Genomic DNA, 15,930 nt, shown 5'->3' on the forward strand with positions numbered 1-15,930 from the left:
CGGTGAGTCATACCCTCAGGCAGCAGGTCAGAGACGGCGTTACCCGGTTCGAAGGGGGAAGTCCCATGTGGGTCGACGAGAGTGGCGGCAGCGACACCGACGCGAGCGGTACGAACGCGATGACCGTCCACGTCGACGGCCAGGAGTACCAGGCCGAGGTCAACTACGACGTGAACGAGGACGGCGTCAACGACACCGCGATCGTCGAGCACGACGACGGCACGGCCCAGGCCTTCATCGACTCGAACCACGACGGCCAGGCCGACCAGTACGCCGTGCTGGACGAGACCGGGCACGTCGTCGAGCAGGCCGTCTACGACGAGGCCAGCGGTGAGTGGGTCCAGTCCGGGGGCGGCGGCCACGACGACTCCGACACCGGCGGCGGCCGCGACGACGGCTCCGGCGGGCACATCCACGCCGACCTGCCGGACGGCGAGATCGACGCCGGCGCCGCGACGATCGACACCGACCACGACGGGCACAACGACACCGCCATCGTCGAGACGAAGAGCGGCGGCACGATCGCCCTCACCGACAAGGACGGCGACGGCGAGGCGGACATCGCCGTGCAGACCGACGCCGACGGCACGACCACGACGTTCGAGCACAGCGGACCCGGCCAGTGGACCGAAGTCTCCAGTGGACTGATGGACTCGGGCGGCGGCGAGCCGATCGGCGACCCGGCGGGCGACGCCGAATGGGGCGGCGCCGGCACGCAGACGCTCGAGGGCGTCGCGCGCATCGACTCCGGCACCGGGCAGTGGATCTCCCCCAACTGAGGTTAGCCAGGTCACAGTTTGAAAGCCCGAGGCTCCGGCCTCGGGCTTTCTTCATGTCTTCAATGAAAGAAAATCCGCCATCTGAATCGATTCCCTTATCGGTCCTGTGAGAGAACGTACACGTCAGCTCTCGGTTACCTGCTGGTCATGCGGTTACTCTCGAAGAATCCCAAAACCCGCACACCGGTTGTCAGCCGGTGTGCGAAGCCATTCGGCCGCAGGCAATGAAGCCCGCACCGGAACAGCGTCGTTCCCGGTGCGGGCTCATTTGTCGTCGGAAGTCAGGAGTAGAGATGACCGCAGTCGCCATCCCCGGACTGGACACCGCGCCGACGACGCACACCGGCGTGCTGTCCTTCGTCCGGGAGGTCGCCGAGCTGACCACCCCGGACCGCGTGGTGTGGGTCGACGGGTCAGACGAAGAAGCCGCCCGGATCAACCAGGAGCTGGTCGACGCCGGCACGTTCGTGCAGCTCAAGTCCAAGCCCAACTCCTTCTGGGCGACTTCCGACCCCAACGACGTGGCCCGCGTCGAGGACCGGACCTTCATCTGTTCGGAGCGTCCCGAGGACGCCGGTCCGACCAACAACTGGATGGACCCGGCCGAGATGAAGGCCACCATGACCGAGCTCTTCCGGGGCTCGATGCGCGGCCGCACGATGTACGTCATCCCCTTCTGCATGGGTCCCCTCGCCGACGAGAACCCCAAGCTGGGTATCGAAATCACCGATTTCGCCTACGTCGTCGCTTCGATGCGCGTGATGACCCGCGCGGGTAAGGCGGCCCTCGACAAGTTCGTCGCACCGGATGGCAGCGAGCGTGAATTCGTGCCGGCGCTGCACTCCGTCGGGCACCCGCTCGAGCCGGGCGAGAAGGACGTTTCCTGGCCCTGCAACACGACGAAGTACATTTCGCACTTCCCCGAAGAGCGCGCGATCTGGAGCTACGGCTCGGGGTACGGCGGCAACTCGCTGCTGGGCAAGAAGTGCTACTCGCTGCGCATCGCCTCGGTGATGGCCCGCGACGAGGGCTGGCTCGCCGAGCACATGCTGATCCTCAAGCTGATCTCGCCCGAGGACAAGGTCCACTACGTCGCGGCGGCGTTCCCGAGCGCCTGCGGCAAGACCAACCTCGCGATGCTGCAGCCGACCATCCCGGGCTGGCGCGCCGAGACCCTCGGTGACGACATCGCGTGGATGCGCTTCGGCGAAGACGGCCGTCTCTACGCCGTGAACCCGGAGTTCGGCTTCTTCGGCGTCGCGCCGGGCACCGACTGGCACACCAACCCGAACGCGATGCGCACGATCGAGAAGGGCAACACGGTCTTCACGAACGTCGCCCTGACCGACGACGGCGACATCTGGTGGGAGGGCATGGAGAACCAGCCCGCCCACGCGACGTCGTGGAAGGGCCAGGACTGGACGCCCGATTCGGACGAGAAGGCCGCCCACCCGAACTCGCGCTACTGCACGCCGATGTCGCAGTGCCCGATCCTCGCGCCCGAGTGGGACGACCCGAAGGGCGTGCCGATCTCGGCGATCCTCTTCGGCGGCCGTCGCAAGACGACGGTGCCGCTGGTGAACGAGGCCCGCGACTGGCAGCACGGTGTCTTCATGGGCGCCACGATGTCGTCGGAGACGACGGCCGCGGCCGCCGGCGCGGTGGGCAACGTGCGCCGCGACCCGATGGCGATGCTGCCGTTCCTCGGCTACCACGCCGGTGACTACTTCAAGCACTGGCTGAACCTCGGCAAGAACGCCGACGCGAACAAGCTGCCGAAGATCTTCTACGTCAACTGGTTCCGCCGCGGCGACGACGGCCGGTTCCTGTGGCCGGGCTTCGGCGAGAACTCGCGGATCCTCAAGTGGGTCATCGAGCGCGTCGAGGGCAAGGGCAACGCCGTCGAGACGCCGGTCGGCTTCGTGCCGCGCGCCGAGGACCTCGACACCGAGGGCCTCACCGAGCCGATCGAGGACATCCAGGCCGCCCTGGACGTCAAGCCCGAGGAGTGGCGCGCGGAGCTGCCGCTGATCGAGGAGTGGTTCCAGAAGATCGGCGAGGTCCCGACCTCGCTGCGTGACGAGCTCGACGCGCTGGCCCAGCGCCTCAGCTAGTCCCTCGTGCAGAAGGGGACGCCTTCCGGCCGCATCCGGGAGGCGTCCCCTTCTTCCTGCGCCCGGTAGGTTCGCGCCATGAGAGCGTTCCGCTTCGGCGTGGCTTTGGTGGCGCCCGGTTCTCGCGCCGAATGGATGGCCAAGTGCCGTCAGGCCGAGGACCTCGGCTACGACGTCGTCGGCGTGGTCGACCACCTCGGGCGGGTCGCGCCGATCCCCGCGCTGCTGCTCGCCGCCGAAGCCACCGAACGGGTCCGGCTGAACACGTACGTCCTCAACGCGAGCTTCCACAACCCGGTGCTGCTGGCCCGCGACCTCGCCGGGCTCGACGAGTTCACCGGCGGCCGCCTCGAGGTCGGGGTCGGCGCCGGGTACGTCCGAGCGGAGTTCGAAGCCGCCGGGATCGAGTGGGGCACCGCCGGGCAGCGGTTCGACCGGGTCGTCCGCGTGGTGACCGAACTCGAGCGCGCGCGGGAGCCCCGGCCGCCGCTGCTGCTCGGCGGGCGCGGCGACCGCATGCTGACCTTCGCGGCCGAGCACGCCGACACCATCGCCTTCACCGGCACCGCCCCGGGCGCGGCCGAGGGACGGCTCGCGCTGGCCGGCCCCGCCGCGCTCGCCGAGCGCGTGGACTTCGTGAAACAAGCGCTCGGCGGCCGGGACGCCGAACTCAACCTGCTGATCCACTTCATCCGGATCACCGATGACCGCCGGACGGCGCTCGAAGCGGCCCACGGGCTCGTTCCGCACCTCGGCGCCGATGAGCTCGGCGAGCTGCCCACCGTCGTCATCGGCTCGGCCGAAGCGGCGGCCGAGCAGCTGTTGCGCACGCGGGAGACCCTCGGCGTCAGCTACTTCACCGTGGTCGAAGACGACCTGACCCGGCTGGCCCCGGTGATCGAGAAGCTCCGCTGAGTACGTTGTCGGTATGACTGGGGACTTCCGCTTCGGTGTCAACATGCACGTGCCCGACGACCGCGCGGGGTGGGTCGAGAAGTGCCGCAAGGCCGAGGACTTCGGCTTCGACGTGATCGGCGCGGCGGACCACCTCGGGATGGCGCCGCCGTTCCCGGCGCTGGTGCTCGCCGCCGAGGTCACCGAGCGGGCCCGGCTCACCACCTTCGTGCTGAACACGCCGTTCTACAACCCGGTGCTGCTCGCCCGGGACGTCACGGGCGCCGACCAGTTCACCGACGGCCGCCTCGAGCTCGGGCTCGGCGCCGGGTACGTCAAGGAGGAGTTCGAGGCCGCCGGGATGGCGTTCCCGCCGGCCCGCGAGCGCGTCGACCACCTCGAACGCGCGATCCTCGAGCTGAAGCGGGCGTATGCCGACCCCGAGCACAAGCCGGCGCCGGTGCGTCCCGCCGGGCCGCCGCTGCTGCTCGCCGGCCGCGGCGACCGGCTCCTGACCCTGGCGGCCGAGCACGCCGACATCATCGGCTTCACCGGCGCGGCCAAAACGCCGGACGGCGGTGCGCTGGCCCCGGCGAGCGCCGCGGAGATCGAGGAGCGCGTCGAGTTCGTCCGGTCGAAGCTCGGCGGCCGCGAGGTGGAGTTCAACCTGCTCTGCCACTTCGTGTACATCACCGACGACCGCGCGGGCGCGCTGGCCGAGCTCGCGAAGCAGACCAAGGGCGTGCTGGACGTCGAGCAGCTCGCCGAGCTGCCGACCGCGCTGGTCGGCTCGGCCAAGGAGGTCGCCGAGCAGCTCCACGCGCACCGCGAGCGGTTCGGGCTGACCTACTACACCGTCCTGGAGCAGAACATGACCCAGTTCGCGCCGGTGATCGAAGCACTCCGGTGATCGACGCGAAGGGGATCGGCGTCCGGGCCGGCGAGCACTGGCTGTTCGACGACCTGGACTTCTCCGTCGACCCCGGTGAGTGCGCGGCGATCGTCGGGCCGAACGGGGTCGGCAAGTCGACCCTGATGCGCTGCTTCTACGGCATGCAGACACCGCAGCGGGGGCGCGTGCTCGTCGACGGCCGGCTCCCGGACGAGCGGGACGTCGAGTTCCGCCGCAAGGTGTCGGTGCTGTTCGACGACTCCGACTTCTTCGCCGAGCTGACCCCGCTCCAGCACCTCGAGCTGCTCTCCGGCTCGTTCGGCGCCGACCTCGGCGACCACGAAGAGCTGCTGCGCGACGCGGGCCTGGGTGAACGCATGCGCGTCACGGCCGGGCACTTCTCCGCGGGCCAGCGCCGCCGGCTGCTCCTGCTCGGCGTCACCGCGCGCCCGCACCGGGTGCTGCTGCTCGACGAGCCGGAGCGCGCGCTCGACACCGCGGGCAAGGAGTGGCTGGTCGAGGTGATCGGCCGGTCGACGGCGGCGGGCGCGGCGGTCGTGGTGGCGACGCACCACCCGCCGCTGCTGGAGGCCGCGGACAGCGTCCTCGAGCTGTGGTGACGCTCGCGCCTCGCCGGATGCGGATCCCGGGCCGCAAGCGGTTCGGCGGGATCTTCAGCGGCGACACGGCGTCGTTCGTCTTCCTGTTCGGCTTCGGGTTCCTGTTCACCGCGTTCTTCCACGTCGACGCGTGGCGCCCGGCGGTCTACGGCTCGTCGCGGGTGGACTTCCCGGCGGTGCTCGGGCTGCTGACGCTCTGCTGCGCGGTGGGCTGGCGCGGCCTGCTGCGCCGCGGGTTCGCGTGGGTCGAACCGGCGGAGCTGACCTGGCTCGACTTCGCACCGGTCGACCGCGGCCGCGTCGTGACGCTGCGGCTGCTCGGCGCCTGGACCGGCGTGGTCGTGGTGACCGGCTACCTGGCCGCGCTCCTGCTCGCCGTCGGCGGCGCGGGCATCGAGCAGTGGCGGGCGGCGATCGCGGTGGTCGTCGCGACCGCGGTGACGGCGTTCGCCTCCGCCCGGCGGACGGCGCTGGGGTTCGACGCGGCCGGTCCGCTGGTGCTCGCGGTGCTCGGCCTGGTGATCGCCGCGTTCGGCCTCGGCCCGGTGACCGTGCAGCTCGTCGCGGCCGCGGTGCTGGTGGCCGCGTTGCCGCTGGCGTTCGGCGGTGAGCCGGTCTCGCGCGCGGGCCGCGCGGCGCTGCTGGCCGGGTGGGACGGCCGGGTGCTGCGCTCGGTCGCCGTCACGTTCCTCGACCCGATGATGCTGCTCCCGCCGTCCGCGCCGATCGGGCGGATCTCGCTGCGCCGCCCGACGGCGTTGCGCCTGGCCTGGGCGGGCACGCTCGGCCGGTTCCGCTACGCGGGCGCGGCGGCCCTGGTCACCTTCGCGGTCGTCGTCGCGCACATCGCGTTGCCGACGATGCCGGGCGCGGTCCTGATCGGCATCGGCGCTTACGTCGCGCTCACGCCGTTCGGCGCCGGGCTCGGCGAGCTCTGGCGCAACCCGGGCCGCCGCCGCTGGCTGGCGACGTCCAACCGCGAGCTGGTGCTGACCCACGGCCTGGTGCTCACCGGCGCCGGCCTGCTCTGGGCGGTGGTCCTGTTCGCCGTCATGCTGGCCGCCGGGACGTCGTTCGCCGGGCCGGCGTGGCTCGCCGTGCCGCTGTCGGTGCTCTCGATCCTGCGCACGGTCACCCGCAAGGCTGTCGACTACGGCAACCCGGCGTTTGTCGACACGCCGATGGGCCCGATGCCCGCCAACCTCGTCCGCCAGCTCTTCCGGGGCCTCGACCTGCAGGTTCTCGGGATCGTGGTGCTCTCCCTCGGCATTTGACCTACGCTCGTTGCGACGAAGGGAGCAGCCAGTGGGCGGCGGGCACGCACCGGGGGTGGGTCGCAGGGGCACCAGCGAGTTCCCGGCCGGCTGGAGCGACGAGCACATCATCGCGGTGGTCAAGGACGTCGCGAACGACCCGGGCGAGGCGCGCCGGCAGCAGCTGAACGGCCGCTGGCGCTGCGCGGGCGAGCGGTTCAACGTCCACCTGATCGTGCTCGTCGAGGAGGACGGAAACGTCCACACGGCGTACCCGGTGGCCGGCCCGGGAGTGGTCCGCAACCCGGACACGGCCCGCGACCCGGCGAACCCGACGGTCGCGGACCTCAAGGAAAACCGGATCAGCTTCTTCGCTGACAGCGTCCTGACCTGCCTGGCCGACCGGCTCTCCCCGGAGAACTACACGCACTACCGAACGTTGCTGTGGTCGGGCGAGTGGGAGGAACTGGCCGACGTCCTGTGCGCCCACGCGGTCAAGCTCGGCCTGAACCTGTCAGCGGACGAGTTCTCCGACTTCGAGAAGCTCCTCAACAGCTACGACCTCCCGGTGCCGGCGTGCGCGTTCCTCAACGACCGCGAGCACATCCTGACCCAGCTGCGCCCGGTCTAGGCGAAGTCGTAGCCGGTGACGTCAGCGAGCGGGAGGTATCCGATCCGCTGGTAGAGCGCGTTGCTGGCGGGGTTGCCGGGGTTCGTGTAGAGCACGACGTCGGTGGCCCCGGCGGCCAGCGCGGCCTGGCTCACCTCGGTCGTGACAGCGCCCGCGTACCCGCGGCCCCGGAAGCGGTCCGGGGTGTAGACGGGGTCGACCCGGACCATTCCGGCCACCATGGCCGTCGAACCCGCCATGGACACGGGGACGCCGTCGGGTGTCTCCCAGAACGTGAAGCGCTTGCCGGCGAAGGGCGAATCGCCCCAGGTGGCCGCGTCCACCGGCGCACCGCCGACGGATTCGGCGAAGGCGGCGCACCAGCGGAGGATCTCGTCCTGGTCCCGGCCGTCTCGGGCGTGTCCCGGGACCGGCGCCGGCGAGGTGAGCGTGCCGAGCCGGTAGAGCCGGACATGCGCACTGGGCGTCGGCACCACGCCGGTCTCCCGCTGCCATGCCTCGGCGAACGCGGTGGCGGTGGTGTCTTCGGCCGTGACGCCGGACAGCGCCCAGCCGCGTCCGGCCAGCTGCTCGGCGAGGGCTCCGGCTCGCGCCGGCGAGAGTGGGGTGAGGGCCAGACGGTGCGACGCGCGGCGGTAGAAGATCGCGTCGACCTCACCTTCGCGCTCCAGCCAGCCGAAGATGACCGCTTCCGGCTTCTTCCGCAGCTTCTCGACGGTCGTCAACGCGGTGGTGTGCAGCGCGGCGCGTGAGCGCAGGAAGTCTCCGGCCCGGCCAAGGAACTCCTCGACATCCCCGGTAGAACGCACCTAGCTCGCCTGGGAAAGCGGCGACGACCCAGCCGGCGCAACCACCGCCCGCAGCTCCTCCAACGACAGCCCCACGGCATCCGCGATCGCCGTCACCGTGAAGAACGCCGGAGTCGGAATCCGCCCGGTCTCGATCTTCCGGAGCGTCTCGACCGAAATCCCGGCCTCCCCAGCGACCTCAACCATGCTCCGGCCGCCCCGTGCCGTTCGCAGTGCCTGGCCGAGGCGCTCGCCCCGTTCGCGCTCTTCGTCCGTCAGCGGCACTCGAACCATGGCACCTATTCTAATACCACCCGGTTATCCACCGCCTGTGGACAACTCTGTGCACAGGTGTGGAAAAGCCCCCGCCGAACGTCCGTTCGGCGGGGGCTCCACTACTTCTTGTGGTGTCAGGCGCCCGCGGGCACCGGAAGTGGCATGCCGGGCAGGCTCTGGTCGTTCGGCACGACGCCGTCCACCAGGTAGGCCTCCACGACCTTGTCCACACCCGCGTTGCCGCCGGCGTAGATGCCGTGGTCACCCTCGCCGGTGATCGTCAGCATGCGCGAACCGTCGAACGCCTTGTGCGCGCGGCGCGCGCCCTCGATCGGCGTCGCCGGGTCGTGCTCCGACTCGACGATCAGCACCGGCGGGACACCCTTGCCGTTGAGCACGGGCAGCGGCGCCGGGGTCTTCTTCCAGAACAGGCACGGCTGGATGAACCAGCCCGCGCCCAGCAGCGGCTGCTGCTTGTCGATCAGCTTCTGCGAGTCCTTGATCGCGCTGTTCGGGGTGCCGGTCCACGGGCCCTCGTTGCAGGGGATGCTCCAGAACGACGCGTCGTAGGAGTCACCGTCGGCCGGGACCATCAGCGGCTGCGGGCCGTAGGTGACCGTGCCCTTGTCCGCGGCCTTGACCTTCTGCGCGGCCGAGGACTTGGCCTGCGCCGACGTGCCGCCCTGGGTCAGCGTGCGGACGCTGACCAGGTAGTCCGCCAGGCCCGGGAAGGCGCGCTTCGAGTAGATCTGCGACGCGATGAAGGCGTCCAGGCCGTTGGCCGACACGCTCGAACCGTCGGGCAGGGTGACCGCGCCCTGGGTCAGGGCGTAGCGGACCTGCTCGTAGGTCTGGCGAGCCGCCTCACCGGTGGTGCCGAAGTGGTAGAGCTTGTCGTACTTCGCCATCCACGGGAGGAAGTCCTGGCGCCAGCGGCGCTCGAAGCCGAGCGGCTGCCAGTCGAACGACTTCTGCCAGGTAGTCGTGAACTCCGTCGACGAGTCGAGGACGAACCGGCCGGTGCGCGTCGGGTAGGCCTGGGCGTAGTGCGCGCCCATCCAGGTGCCCGCCGAGTAGCCGACCCAGTTGATCTTGTCGCGGCCGAGCAGCACGCGCAGCAGGTCGATGTCCTTGACCGTCTGGTCGGTGTTGATCAGCGGGCCGAGCTCGCCGGACTTCACCTGGCACGACTGCGCCGCGTACTTCGTCGCCTGCAGGATCAGGTTCAGGTTCGCCCGGTCGCGGTCACGCGGGTCCAGGTCCGAGCCGGTGCCGATGGCGCCACCGCAGGTGATGTTCGTGCTCTTGCCGGTGCCGCGCGGGTCGAAGCCGACGATCTCCTGGTGCTCCCGCAGCTTCGGCTGGTTGCGCAGCCGCGCCGGGAAGTTGCGCCCGGGCGCGCCCGGGCCGCCGGGGTTGGTGACAACGCTGGCCGTCGCGTCCTTGGTCGCCTTCAGGCGGCTGACCGCGATGGTCAGGTCGATCTGGGCGTTGGCCTGGTACCAGTTGCGCGGCGTCTTGTAGGTCGCGCACTCCATGTCCTCGGCGCCCGCGGGCGGAGCCGTCGGCAGCTCGGAGGGGACTGCGCACTTGTGCCAGTCGAGCTTCTGGTTCGCGTACTGCGCCGGGATGTTCGTGGAGTTCAGCGGCTGCGTGCGCGCCGCCTCCTGACCTGCGAACGCAGGCGTGAACCCGGCCAGCAGGGTGCCGGCGACCGCCGGGATCACCACCGCGTAGCGAAGTCGTGTCATACAGTTGCCCCTTTGGGATTTCACGTAGTGGAGTCGCGCTATTGATATCGGGCGGGTAAGGGCGGGGCAACCGACGTTGGTCGGCAACGCGGTGCGTGGCGATCAAATCGATATCGGACAGACGTGACGTCCCGTCACCCAGGTTCTAAGGTCGGACGGTCGGTTACGGGAGTGTTAGGTGAGGTCCGATGTCGACTGTGAAGCAAGGCGGGAAGGTGCCCCGGAAGCCGTTCAACCCGTGGAACCTGCTCCTGATCGTTCCGCTGCTGGTCCTGGTCACGCCACTGTTCAACGTGGACGGTCCACGGCTGTTCGGGATGCCGTTCTTCTACTGGTTCCAGTTCCTGATGGTGGCGGTCGGCGTGCTGAGCACCTGGGTCGTCTACCTGATGACCCGGGACAAGCCCGCCGGTGAGGCGCCGGACCGCCTGAGCGTCGACGACCTGGACGAGGGGGACGCTCGATGAGCAACCTGCAGTGGCCCGAACTGATCATCTTCACGATCCTGTTCCTGCTGGTCACGGTGCTCGGGTTCATGGCGGCGCGCTGGCAGCGCGGCGGCGGGCTGGACCACCTGGACGAATGGGGCCTCGGCGGCCGCAAGTTCGGCTCGTGGATCACCTGGTTCCTGCTCGGCGGTGACCTCTACACGGCGTACACGTTCGTCGCGGTGCCCGCCCTGGTGTTCAGCGCCGGCGCGCTCGGCCTCTACGCGCTCCCGTACACGATCGTCGTCTACCCGATCGTCCTGCTCCCGGCGCTGCGGATGTGGTCGGTGTCGCGGGTGCGGGGGTACGTCACCCCGGCCGACTTCGTGCGCGGCCGCTTCGGCTCGCCGATCCTCGCACTGCTGATCGCGATCACCGGCATCGTCGCGACGATGCCGTACATCGCGCTGCAGCTGGTCGGCCTCGAAGCCGTGCTGCGGACGATGGGCATCAACGGCTCCGGCATCGTCGGGCACCTGCCGTTGCTGATCGCCTTCATCATCCTGGCGGTCTACACCTATCAGTCCGGCCTGCGGGCGCCCGCGCTGATCGCGTTCGTCAAGGACATCCTGATCTACATCGTCATCCTCGTGGCGATCATCTACCTGCCCTCGAAGCTGGGCGGCTGGTCGCACATCTTCGACACGGCGGCGGCGAAGCTCGGCACGCCGAGCCCGGCCACCGGCAAGCCGGCCGGCTCGATCCTGCTGAACGCCAACAACCAGCTGCAGTACGCGACGCTGGCCCTGGGTTCGGCGCTCGCGCTGTTCCTGTACCCGCACTCGCTGACCAGCGTGCTGGCCTCGCGCGGCCGCAGCGTCATCAAGAAGAACATGGTCGCGCTGCCGGCGTACTCGCTGGTGCTGGGCCTGCTGGCGCTGCTCGGGTACGTCGCGATCACGGCGGGCGTCAAGCCGCTGACGAACGCGGCCACCGGCAAGCCGGACGGCAACACGATCGTCCCGGTGCTGTTCGACAACCAGTTCTCGTCGTGGTTCGCCGGCATCGCGTTCGCCGCGATCGGCATCGGCGCGCTGGTGCCGGCCGCGATCATGTCGATCGCCGCGGCCAACCTGTGGACGCGCAACATCTACAAGGAGTACATCCGCAAGAACGCGACCCCGCAGGACGAGGCGAAGCAGGCGAAGCTCGCTTCGCTGGTCGTGAAGCTCGGCGCGGTCGCCGTGATCATCCTGATCGACCCGCAGTTCTCGATCGACCTCCAGCTGATCGGCGGCGTGTTGATCCTCCAGACGCTGCCGGCGGTCGCGCTCGCGCTGTACACGCGGTGGTTCCACCGCTGGGGCCTGATCGCGGGCTGGGTCGTCGGCATCGGCTGGGGCCTGATCATGCTGTACGGCATCCCCAACCCGGCCAACGGAAAGCTCCACTTCGGCGGCTCGGCGCTGTCGCTCGGCAACCTGTCGATCTTCGGCTGGCACCCGTTCTCGGGCTCGCTGGTCCAGATCTACGTCGGGTTCGTGGCGTTGATCGCCAACCTGGTGGTCGCCGCGGTCGTGACGGTGATCGCGCGCCAGATGAAGGTGTTCAACGGCACCGACGACACCAATCCCGCGGACTACCTGGCCGACGAGCACGACAAGGACCTGCGCCCGATCGGCGCGGCTCACTAGTCCACTGTGGACGTCAAGCGCCGGATCATCGTGCGCGAGACGAGGTAGAGCACCAGGCCGTTGAGCAGGTGCCAGAGGAAGTGCGTGCCGACCGGGACGTAGTCACACACGTCCCGGTCGAGCGTGCGCAAGCTCAGCGACAACGCGAAGACGGCGCCAGTGACGGCGAAGTGCGTCCAGTAGGCGTCACGGCGGATGGCGAGCAGCGCGGCGAAGAGGAACAGGCCGATCAACGCGGACAGATAGAGCCCGCCGCCCAGCAAGGCGGTGACCACGGTGAACCCGAGGAAGATCGGCGCGGCGAGCCAAGCCCACCGCCAGTGGAAGAACACGCGCGCGAACAGCACGACGTAGACCAGCACAAAAACAAGGATGCTCAGCGAGTCGGCGGCGCCGGCCCACCGTGTCGCGAGCAGGTGAAAGACGGTGCTGGCGGCAAAAACGAGCCCGATCAGGATGGCGAGGAGCCGCCCGGTCCGGTTCCCGGCGGCCACCCGCCAGACGAGCACGGCGGCGAGGAGGAAGGCGAGGTTGCTGAGACTGTTGAGCGGCTCTCCCCAGATCCCGGGAGCGACGCGCTCGCAGTAGTCCGTCACGGGCCAAGCCAACCAGGAATCAGGTGCAGGCAGCCAGCCGTCGTTCGAGAAACCGTCGTTGGGGCTCGGAACACGGGAGGGTCAGCGCCCGCCGGTAGTGCGTGGCCGCGGCGAGGGATCAGGTGCAGGCAGCCAGCCGCTGCTCGAGAAACCGTCGTTGCGGCTCGGAGCACGGCAGGGTCAGCGCCCGCCGGTAGTGCGTGGCCGCCGCAGCGTGGTCGCCCGCTCGCAACGACAACGCCCCGAGCGCGGCGGGCAGCGGCAGGTGACCGGCCAGCTCAGCACCCAGCCGTTCCAGCTCCGCGATCCCAGCCCGCGGCCCCTCGACCTCGGCAAGCGCGATCGCCCGGTTCAACCGGACGACGGCGGACGGCCGCACGAGCAGAAGATCGTCGTAGAGCGTGAGGATCCGCCGCCGGTCCGGCGCCGGCGCGGTGTGGCACAACGCGATGGCGGCTTCGACGTGGAACGCCGACAGCGCGGGCCCGGCGCACGACCGCTCGAAGACCTGGGCACCTTCCCGCACCAGCGCGGCGTCCCACCGCGACCGGTCCTGCTCGCCGATCGGCAGCAGTTCGTCGCGCGCGGGCAGGCGGCTGGCCTGCAGCAGCTGCAAGGCGAGCAACGCTTCGACGCGCGGCAGGTCCGTCCGCGGGTCGGCGGTCAGCAACCGGGTCAGGCGGATCGCTTCGGCGCACAGCTCGCGGCGGACGGCCAGCTCCCCCGCCGTCGCCTGGTACCCCTCGCTGAACAGCAGGTAGAGCACGTCGAGCACACCGTCCAGCCGCGACTCGAGCGCCGCCGGCACTTCGACCGCCTCGCCGGACTCCCGGAACCACTTCTTCGCCCGCACCAGCCGCTGCGCGACCGCGGGCTCCTTCGTGAGCAACGCCGTGGCGATCTCGCGCACGCCGAGCCCGCCGACGATCTTCAGCGTCAGCGCGACCTGCGACGCCCGGGGCAAGGCGGGGTGGCAGCACAGGAACATCAACGCCAGCTCGCCGTCGCCCGCCTCGGGAACCTCCCCGGTGAGCAGCGGGAGCTTCGCGCGCAGCGTCCGTTCGCGGCGGACGACGTCGAGGGCCCGGTTGCGCGCGACCCGGAAGAGCCAGCCGCGGGGGTTGGCCGGCACGCCGGAGACGGGCCAGACGCGCAGGGCCAGCTCGACCGCGTCGGCCAGGCAGTCTTCCGCGAGGTCCAGCCGGTCCGCGCCGAAGGCCCTGGTCAGCGTGGCGAGCACCGGTCCCGTGCTCTGCCGGAACACGCGCTCGACCACCGCGCTCGTGGTCATCGCAGGTGGGCGTCCTGGTCGGTCAGCGCGATCTCGTGCAGCACGAACCAGCCGCTCCCGTCCTCGGCGATCGGGTGCTTGAGAAAGAGCTTCGCCGCTTCGTCGAGGCTTTCGGCCTGAACGACGATGTACCCCGCGATCAGCTCACTCGACTCCGTGAACGGCCCGTTCGTGACGCCGCCCGCGTGCACGACCTTCGAGTCCGGCGCCAGCCCGGCGGCGGTGACCAGGTGCCCGGCGGCCCGCAGCTCCTCCTGCCAGGCGAGGTACCGGTCGATCCCGCTCGCGACCAGCTCCGGATCGGGCTCGGCGGGGTCCGGCGGGAAGACCATGAACGCGGCGAATGTCGGCATGTCCGCTCCTTCGTCCGAGACGACAACAGCCCCCAGACGAACAAGACGCCCGGGAATCGACACGGCTAGCGTGAGGAGTATGAGCGAAGCGGTGAGCCGGTTCCCGGTGACGGAACTCGAAGACCTGCCCGACGACCTGCGCGAGCGGGTCGGCGTGATCGCGGAGAAGTCCGGCTTCACGCCGAACATCTTCCGCGCCCTCGGCCACCGGCCGGCCGAGCTGCGCGCGTTCCTCGACTACCACGACGCCCTGATGGAACGCTCCGACGGACTCAGCAAGGCCGAGCGCGAGCTCGTGGTCGTCGCGACGTCGGGCGCGAACCACTGCACCTACTGCGTGGTCGCGCACGGGGCGATCCTGCGCATCCGCGCGAAGGACCCGGAGCTGGCCGACCGCGTGTCGAGCAACCCGTGGCAGGTCGAGCTGGACGAGCGCGGCCGCGCGATCGTCGACCTCGCGCTCGCCCTGGCGCAGGACTCGGCGTTGTTCGGCGAAGACGACCTCGACGCCGCGCGCGACGCCGGCCTGACCGAAGACGAGATCTGGGACGTCGGCGCGATCACGGCGTTGTTCGCGATGTCGAACCGGCTCGCGCACCTGACCGCGCTCCGCCCGAACCCGGAGTTCTTCCTGCTCGGCCGCGTGCCCCGCTAAAACTCGACGCGCCAGACCTCTTCGGTCAGCTTCGGCCCCCAGGTGTCGAAGTCCGCTTCGCTGATCAGCTGGAACCCGGCCCCGCGGTAGAGCGCGCGGGCGGCGTCGAGGATCGACACCGTCGCCAGCTCCATCGCGCGGTAGCCGTGGCCACGAGCGAACTCGACGCACTCGGTCACCAGCCGCCGGCCGACGCCGTGGCCGCGTGCCGACGGCTCGAGGAGCAGCAGCCGCAGCTTCGCAACGTCCGGATCCGGCCCGGGCGCGCAGCCGATGCTGCCGACGCGCTCGCCGTCGAGCTCGGCGATCCAGAACGCCCGGCGCGGGTCGTCGTGCACCGCGAAGTCCGCGACAACCCGGGCGACGAGCCCCTCGAACCGGACGTCGAAGCCGTACTCGCGGGCGTAGAGGGCGCCGTGCCGTTCGACCACCCAGCCGAGGTCACCCGGTCGTGGCGGGCGGAGCACGAGCACCGGGTCGCGCGGGCGGTCGCCGACGACGTCGCCGATGGTGCGCATGGCGGCCAGCAGGCGCTGCTGCTGTTCGTCGTCGAACCGGCTGAGCAGCCCGCCGATCTGCTCGGTGGACCGGCGGTTGAGCACGGCGAACGCGGCGCGGCCCGCCGGTGTCGGCCGGACGAGCTGGCGCCGGGCGTCCTCGTCGGAGCGTTCACGGGAGATCAGGCCACGGGACTCGAGACGCCCGAGCAGCCTGCTGGCGTACCCGGCGTCGAGGTCGAGCCGTTTCCGCAGGTCGGTGACGGCCAGCGGGTCCTGCTGCGCGAGCTCGAAGAGCACGCGCGCTTCCGGCAGGGAGTACTCGGCGTCGGCCGGGCCCTCGTCGAGGACCCCGATGACCCCGGTGTAGAGCCGGTTGAAAGCCCGGACCGCGGCGACCCGTTCGTCGTTCATTGAC

The 15,930-nt window shown here is 70.3% G+C and carries 17 protein-coding genes; 10 read left to right on the plus strand and 7 right to left on the minus strand.

What is annotated here, in order from left to right:
• The first annotated feature begins 65 nt into the window (after nt 1-65).
• The 7 genes from ACZ63J_RS16405 (at nt 66) to ACZ63J_RS16435 (ending at nt 7,183) form a co-directional block, all read left to right on the plus strand.
• Nucleotides 66-779, plus strand: a complete 714-nt coding sequence (locus ACZ63J_RS16405) for a hypothetical protein (RefSeq protein WP_465400025.1) — start codon at nt 66-68, stop codon at nt 777-779.
• A 293-nt stretch (nt 780-1,072) separates the two neighbouring features.
• Nucleotides 1,073-2,893 carry a phosphoenolpyruvate carboxykinase (GTP) gene (locus ACZ63J_RS16410; protein ID WP_465400024.1) on the plus strand — a complete coding sequence of 607 codons (1,821 nt, stop codon included), beginning with the start codon at nt 1,073-1,075 and terminating at the stop codon, nt 2,891-2,893.
• A 78-nt stretch (nt 2,894-2,971) separates the two neighbouring features.
• Nucleotides 2,972-3,808: a TIGR03621 family F420-dependent LLM class oxidoreductase gene (locus tag ACZ63J_RS16415; RefSeq protein ID WP_465400023.1), complete on the plus strand. Its 837-nt coding sequence runs from the start codon at nt 2,972-2,974 to the stop codon at nt 3,806-3,808.
• A 13-nt stretch (nt 3,809-3,821) separates the two neighbouring features.
• Nucleotides 3,822-4,697 carry a TIGR03621 family F420-dependent LLM class oxidoreductase gene (locus tag ACZ63J_RS16420; protein WP_465400022.1) on the plus strand — a complete coding sequence of 292 codons (876 nt, stop codon included), beginning with the start codon at nt 3,822-3,824 and terminating at the stop codon, nt 4,695-4,697.
• Nucleotides 4,694-5,299, plus strand: coding sequence for an ABC transporter ATP-binding protein (locus ACZ63J_RS16425; protein ID WP_465306714.1), 606 nt, complete (start codon nt 4,694-4,696; stop codon nt 5,297-5,299). The genes ACZ63J_RS16420 and ACZ63J_RS16425 overlap by 4 nt, the downstream gene beginning before the upstream one ends.
• Nucleotides 5,293-6,573, plus strand: coding sequence for a hypothetical protein (locus ACZ63J_RS16430; RefSeq protein ID WP_465400021.1), 1,281 nt, complete (start codon nt 5,293-5,295; stop codon nt 6,571-6,573). Before ACZ63J_RS16425 ends, ACZ63J_RS16430 begins: the two co-directional genes overlap by 7 nt.
• Before the next feature lie 31 nt (nt 6,574-6,604).
• On the plus strand, nt 6,605-7,183 hold the full coding sequence (locus ACZ63J_RS16435) for an EndoU domain-containing protein (RefSeq protein WP_465333421.1): 579 nt from the start codon (nt 6,605-6,607) through the stop codon (nt 7,181-7,183).
• On the opposite strand, the gene ACZ63J_RS16440 is transcribed toward ACZ63J_RS16435, so the two are convergent.
• The 3 genes from ACZ63J_RS16440 to ACZ63J_RS16450 form a co-directional block, all read right to left on the minus strand.
• A complete protein-coding gene (locus ACZ63J_RS16440; RefSeq protein WP_465400020.1) occupies nt 7,180-7,992 on the minus strand; it encodes a GNAT family N-acetyltransferase in 813 nt (270 codons plus the stop codon). The genes ACZ63J_RS16435 and ACZ63J_RS16440 overlap by 4 nt on opposite strands.
• The gene (locus tag ACZ63J_RS16445; protein WP_465306720.1) at nt 7,993-8,265 is read right to left on the minus strand and encodes a helix-turn-helix domain-containing protein; all 273 of its coding nucleotides are present in this window, start codon (nt 8,263-8,265) and stop codon (nt 7,993-7,995) included. It abuts the gene before it with no gap.
• Between the two features lie 116 nt (nt 8,266-8,381).
• A complete protein-coding gene (locus ACZ63J_RS16450; protein WP_465400019.1) occupies nt 8,382-9,998 on the minus strand; it encodes an alpha/beta hydrolase in 1,617 nt (538 codons plus the stop codon).
• Nucleotides 9,999-10,186: 188 nt separating this feature from the next.
• Here ACZ63J_RS16450 and ACZ63J_RS16455 point away from each other — a divergent pair, with 188 nt between their 5' ends.
• Entirely contained in the window at nt 10,187-10,465 is a 279-nt protein-coding gene (locus ACZ63J_RS16455; RefSeq protein ID WP_465400018.1) for a DUF3311 domain-containing protein, read from the plus strand.
• On the plus strand, nt 10,462-12,120 hold the full coding sequence (gene mctP / locus ACZ63J_RS16460; protein WP_465400017.1) for a monocarboxylate uptake permease MctP: 1,659 nt from the start codon (nt 10,462-10,464) through the stop codon (nt 12,118-12,120). Before ACZ63J_RS16455 ends, mctP begins: the two co-directional genes overlap by 4 nt.
• On the opposite strand, the gene ACZ63J_RS16465 is transcribed toward mctP, so the two are convergent.
• From ACZ63J_RS16465 to ACZ63J_RS16475, 3 genes are all read right to left on the minus strand, one after another.
• Nucleotides 12,117-12,716, minus strand: coding sequence for a hypothetical protein (locus tag ACZ63J_RS16465; RefSeq protein ID WP_465400016.1), 600 nt, complete (start codon nt 12,714-12,716; stop codon nt 12,117-12,119). The genes mctP and ACZ63J_RS16465 overlap by 4 nt on opposite strands.
• 118 nt (nt 12,717-12,834) lie before the next feature.
• The gene (locus tag ACZ63J_RS16470; RefSeq protein ID WP_465400015.1) at nt 12,835-14,007 is read right to left on the minus strand and encodes an RNA polymerase sigma factor; all 1,173 of its coding nucleotides are present in this window, start codon (nt 14,005-14,007) and stop codon (nt 12,835-12,837) included.
• Entirely contained in the window at nt 14,004-14,360 is a 357-nt protein-coding gene (locus ACZ63J_RS16475; protein ID WP_465400014.1) for a YciI family protein, read from the minus strand. The genes ACZ63J_RS16470 and ACZ63J_RS16475 overlap by 4 nt, the downstream gene beginning before the upstream one ends.
• A 79-nt stretch (nt 14,361-14,439) precedes the next feature.
• On the opposite strand from ACZ63J_RS16475, the gene ACZ63J_RS16480 reads away from it, so the two are divergent.
• Complete coding sequence (locus tag ACZ63J_RS16480; RefSeq protein WP_465400013.1) at nt 14,440-15,015, plus strand: peroxidase-related enzyme; 576 nt, start codon at nt 14,440-14,442, stop codon at nt 15,013-15,015.
• Here the strand turns inward: ACZ63J_RS16480 and ACZ63J_RS16485 are convergent.
• Nucleotides 15,012-15,926 carry a bifunctional helix-turn-helix transcriptional regulator/GNAT family N-acetyltransferase gene (locus ACZ63J_RS16485; RefSeq protein ID WP_465400012.1) on the minus strand — a complete coding sequence of 305 codons (915 nt, stop codon included), beginning with the start codon at nt 15,924-15,926 and terminating at the stop codon, nt 15,012-15,014. The two genes, ACZ63J_RS16480 and ACZ63J_RS16485, sit on opposite strands and share 4 nt — an antisense overlap.
• Between the last annotated feature and the right edge of the window lie 4 nt (nt 15,927-15,930).

The sequence above is a fragment of the Amycolatopsis sp. NPDC104863 genome (assembly GCF_055582965.1).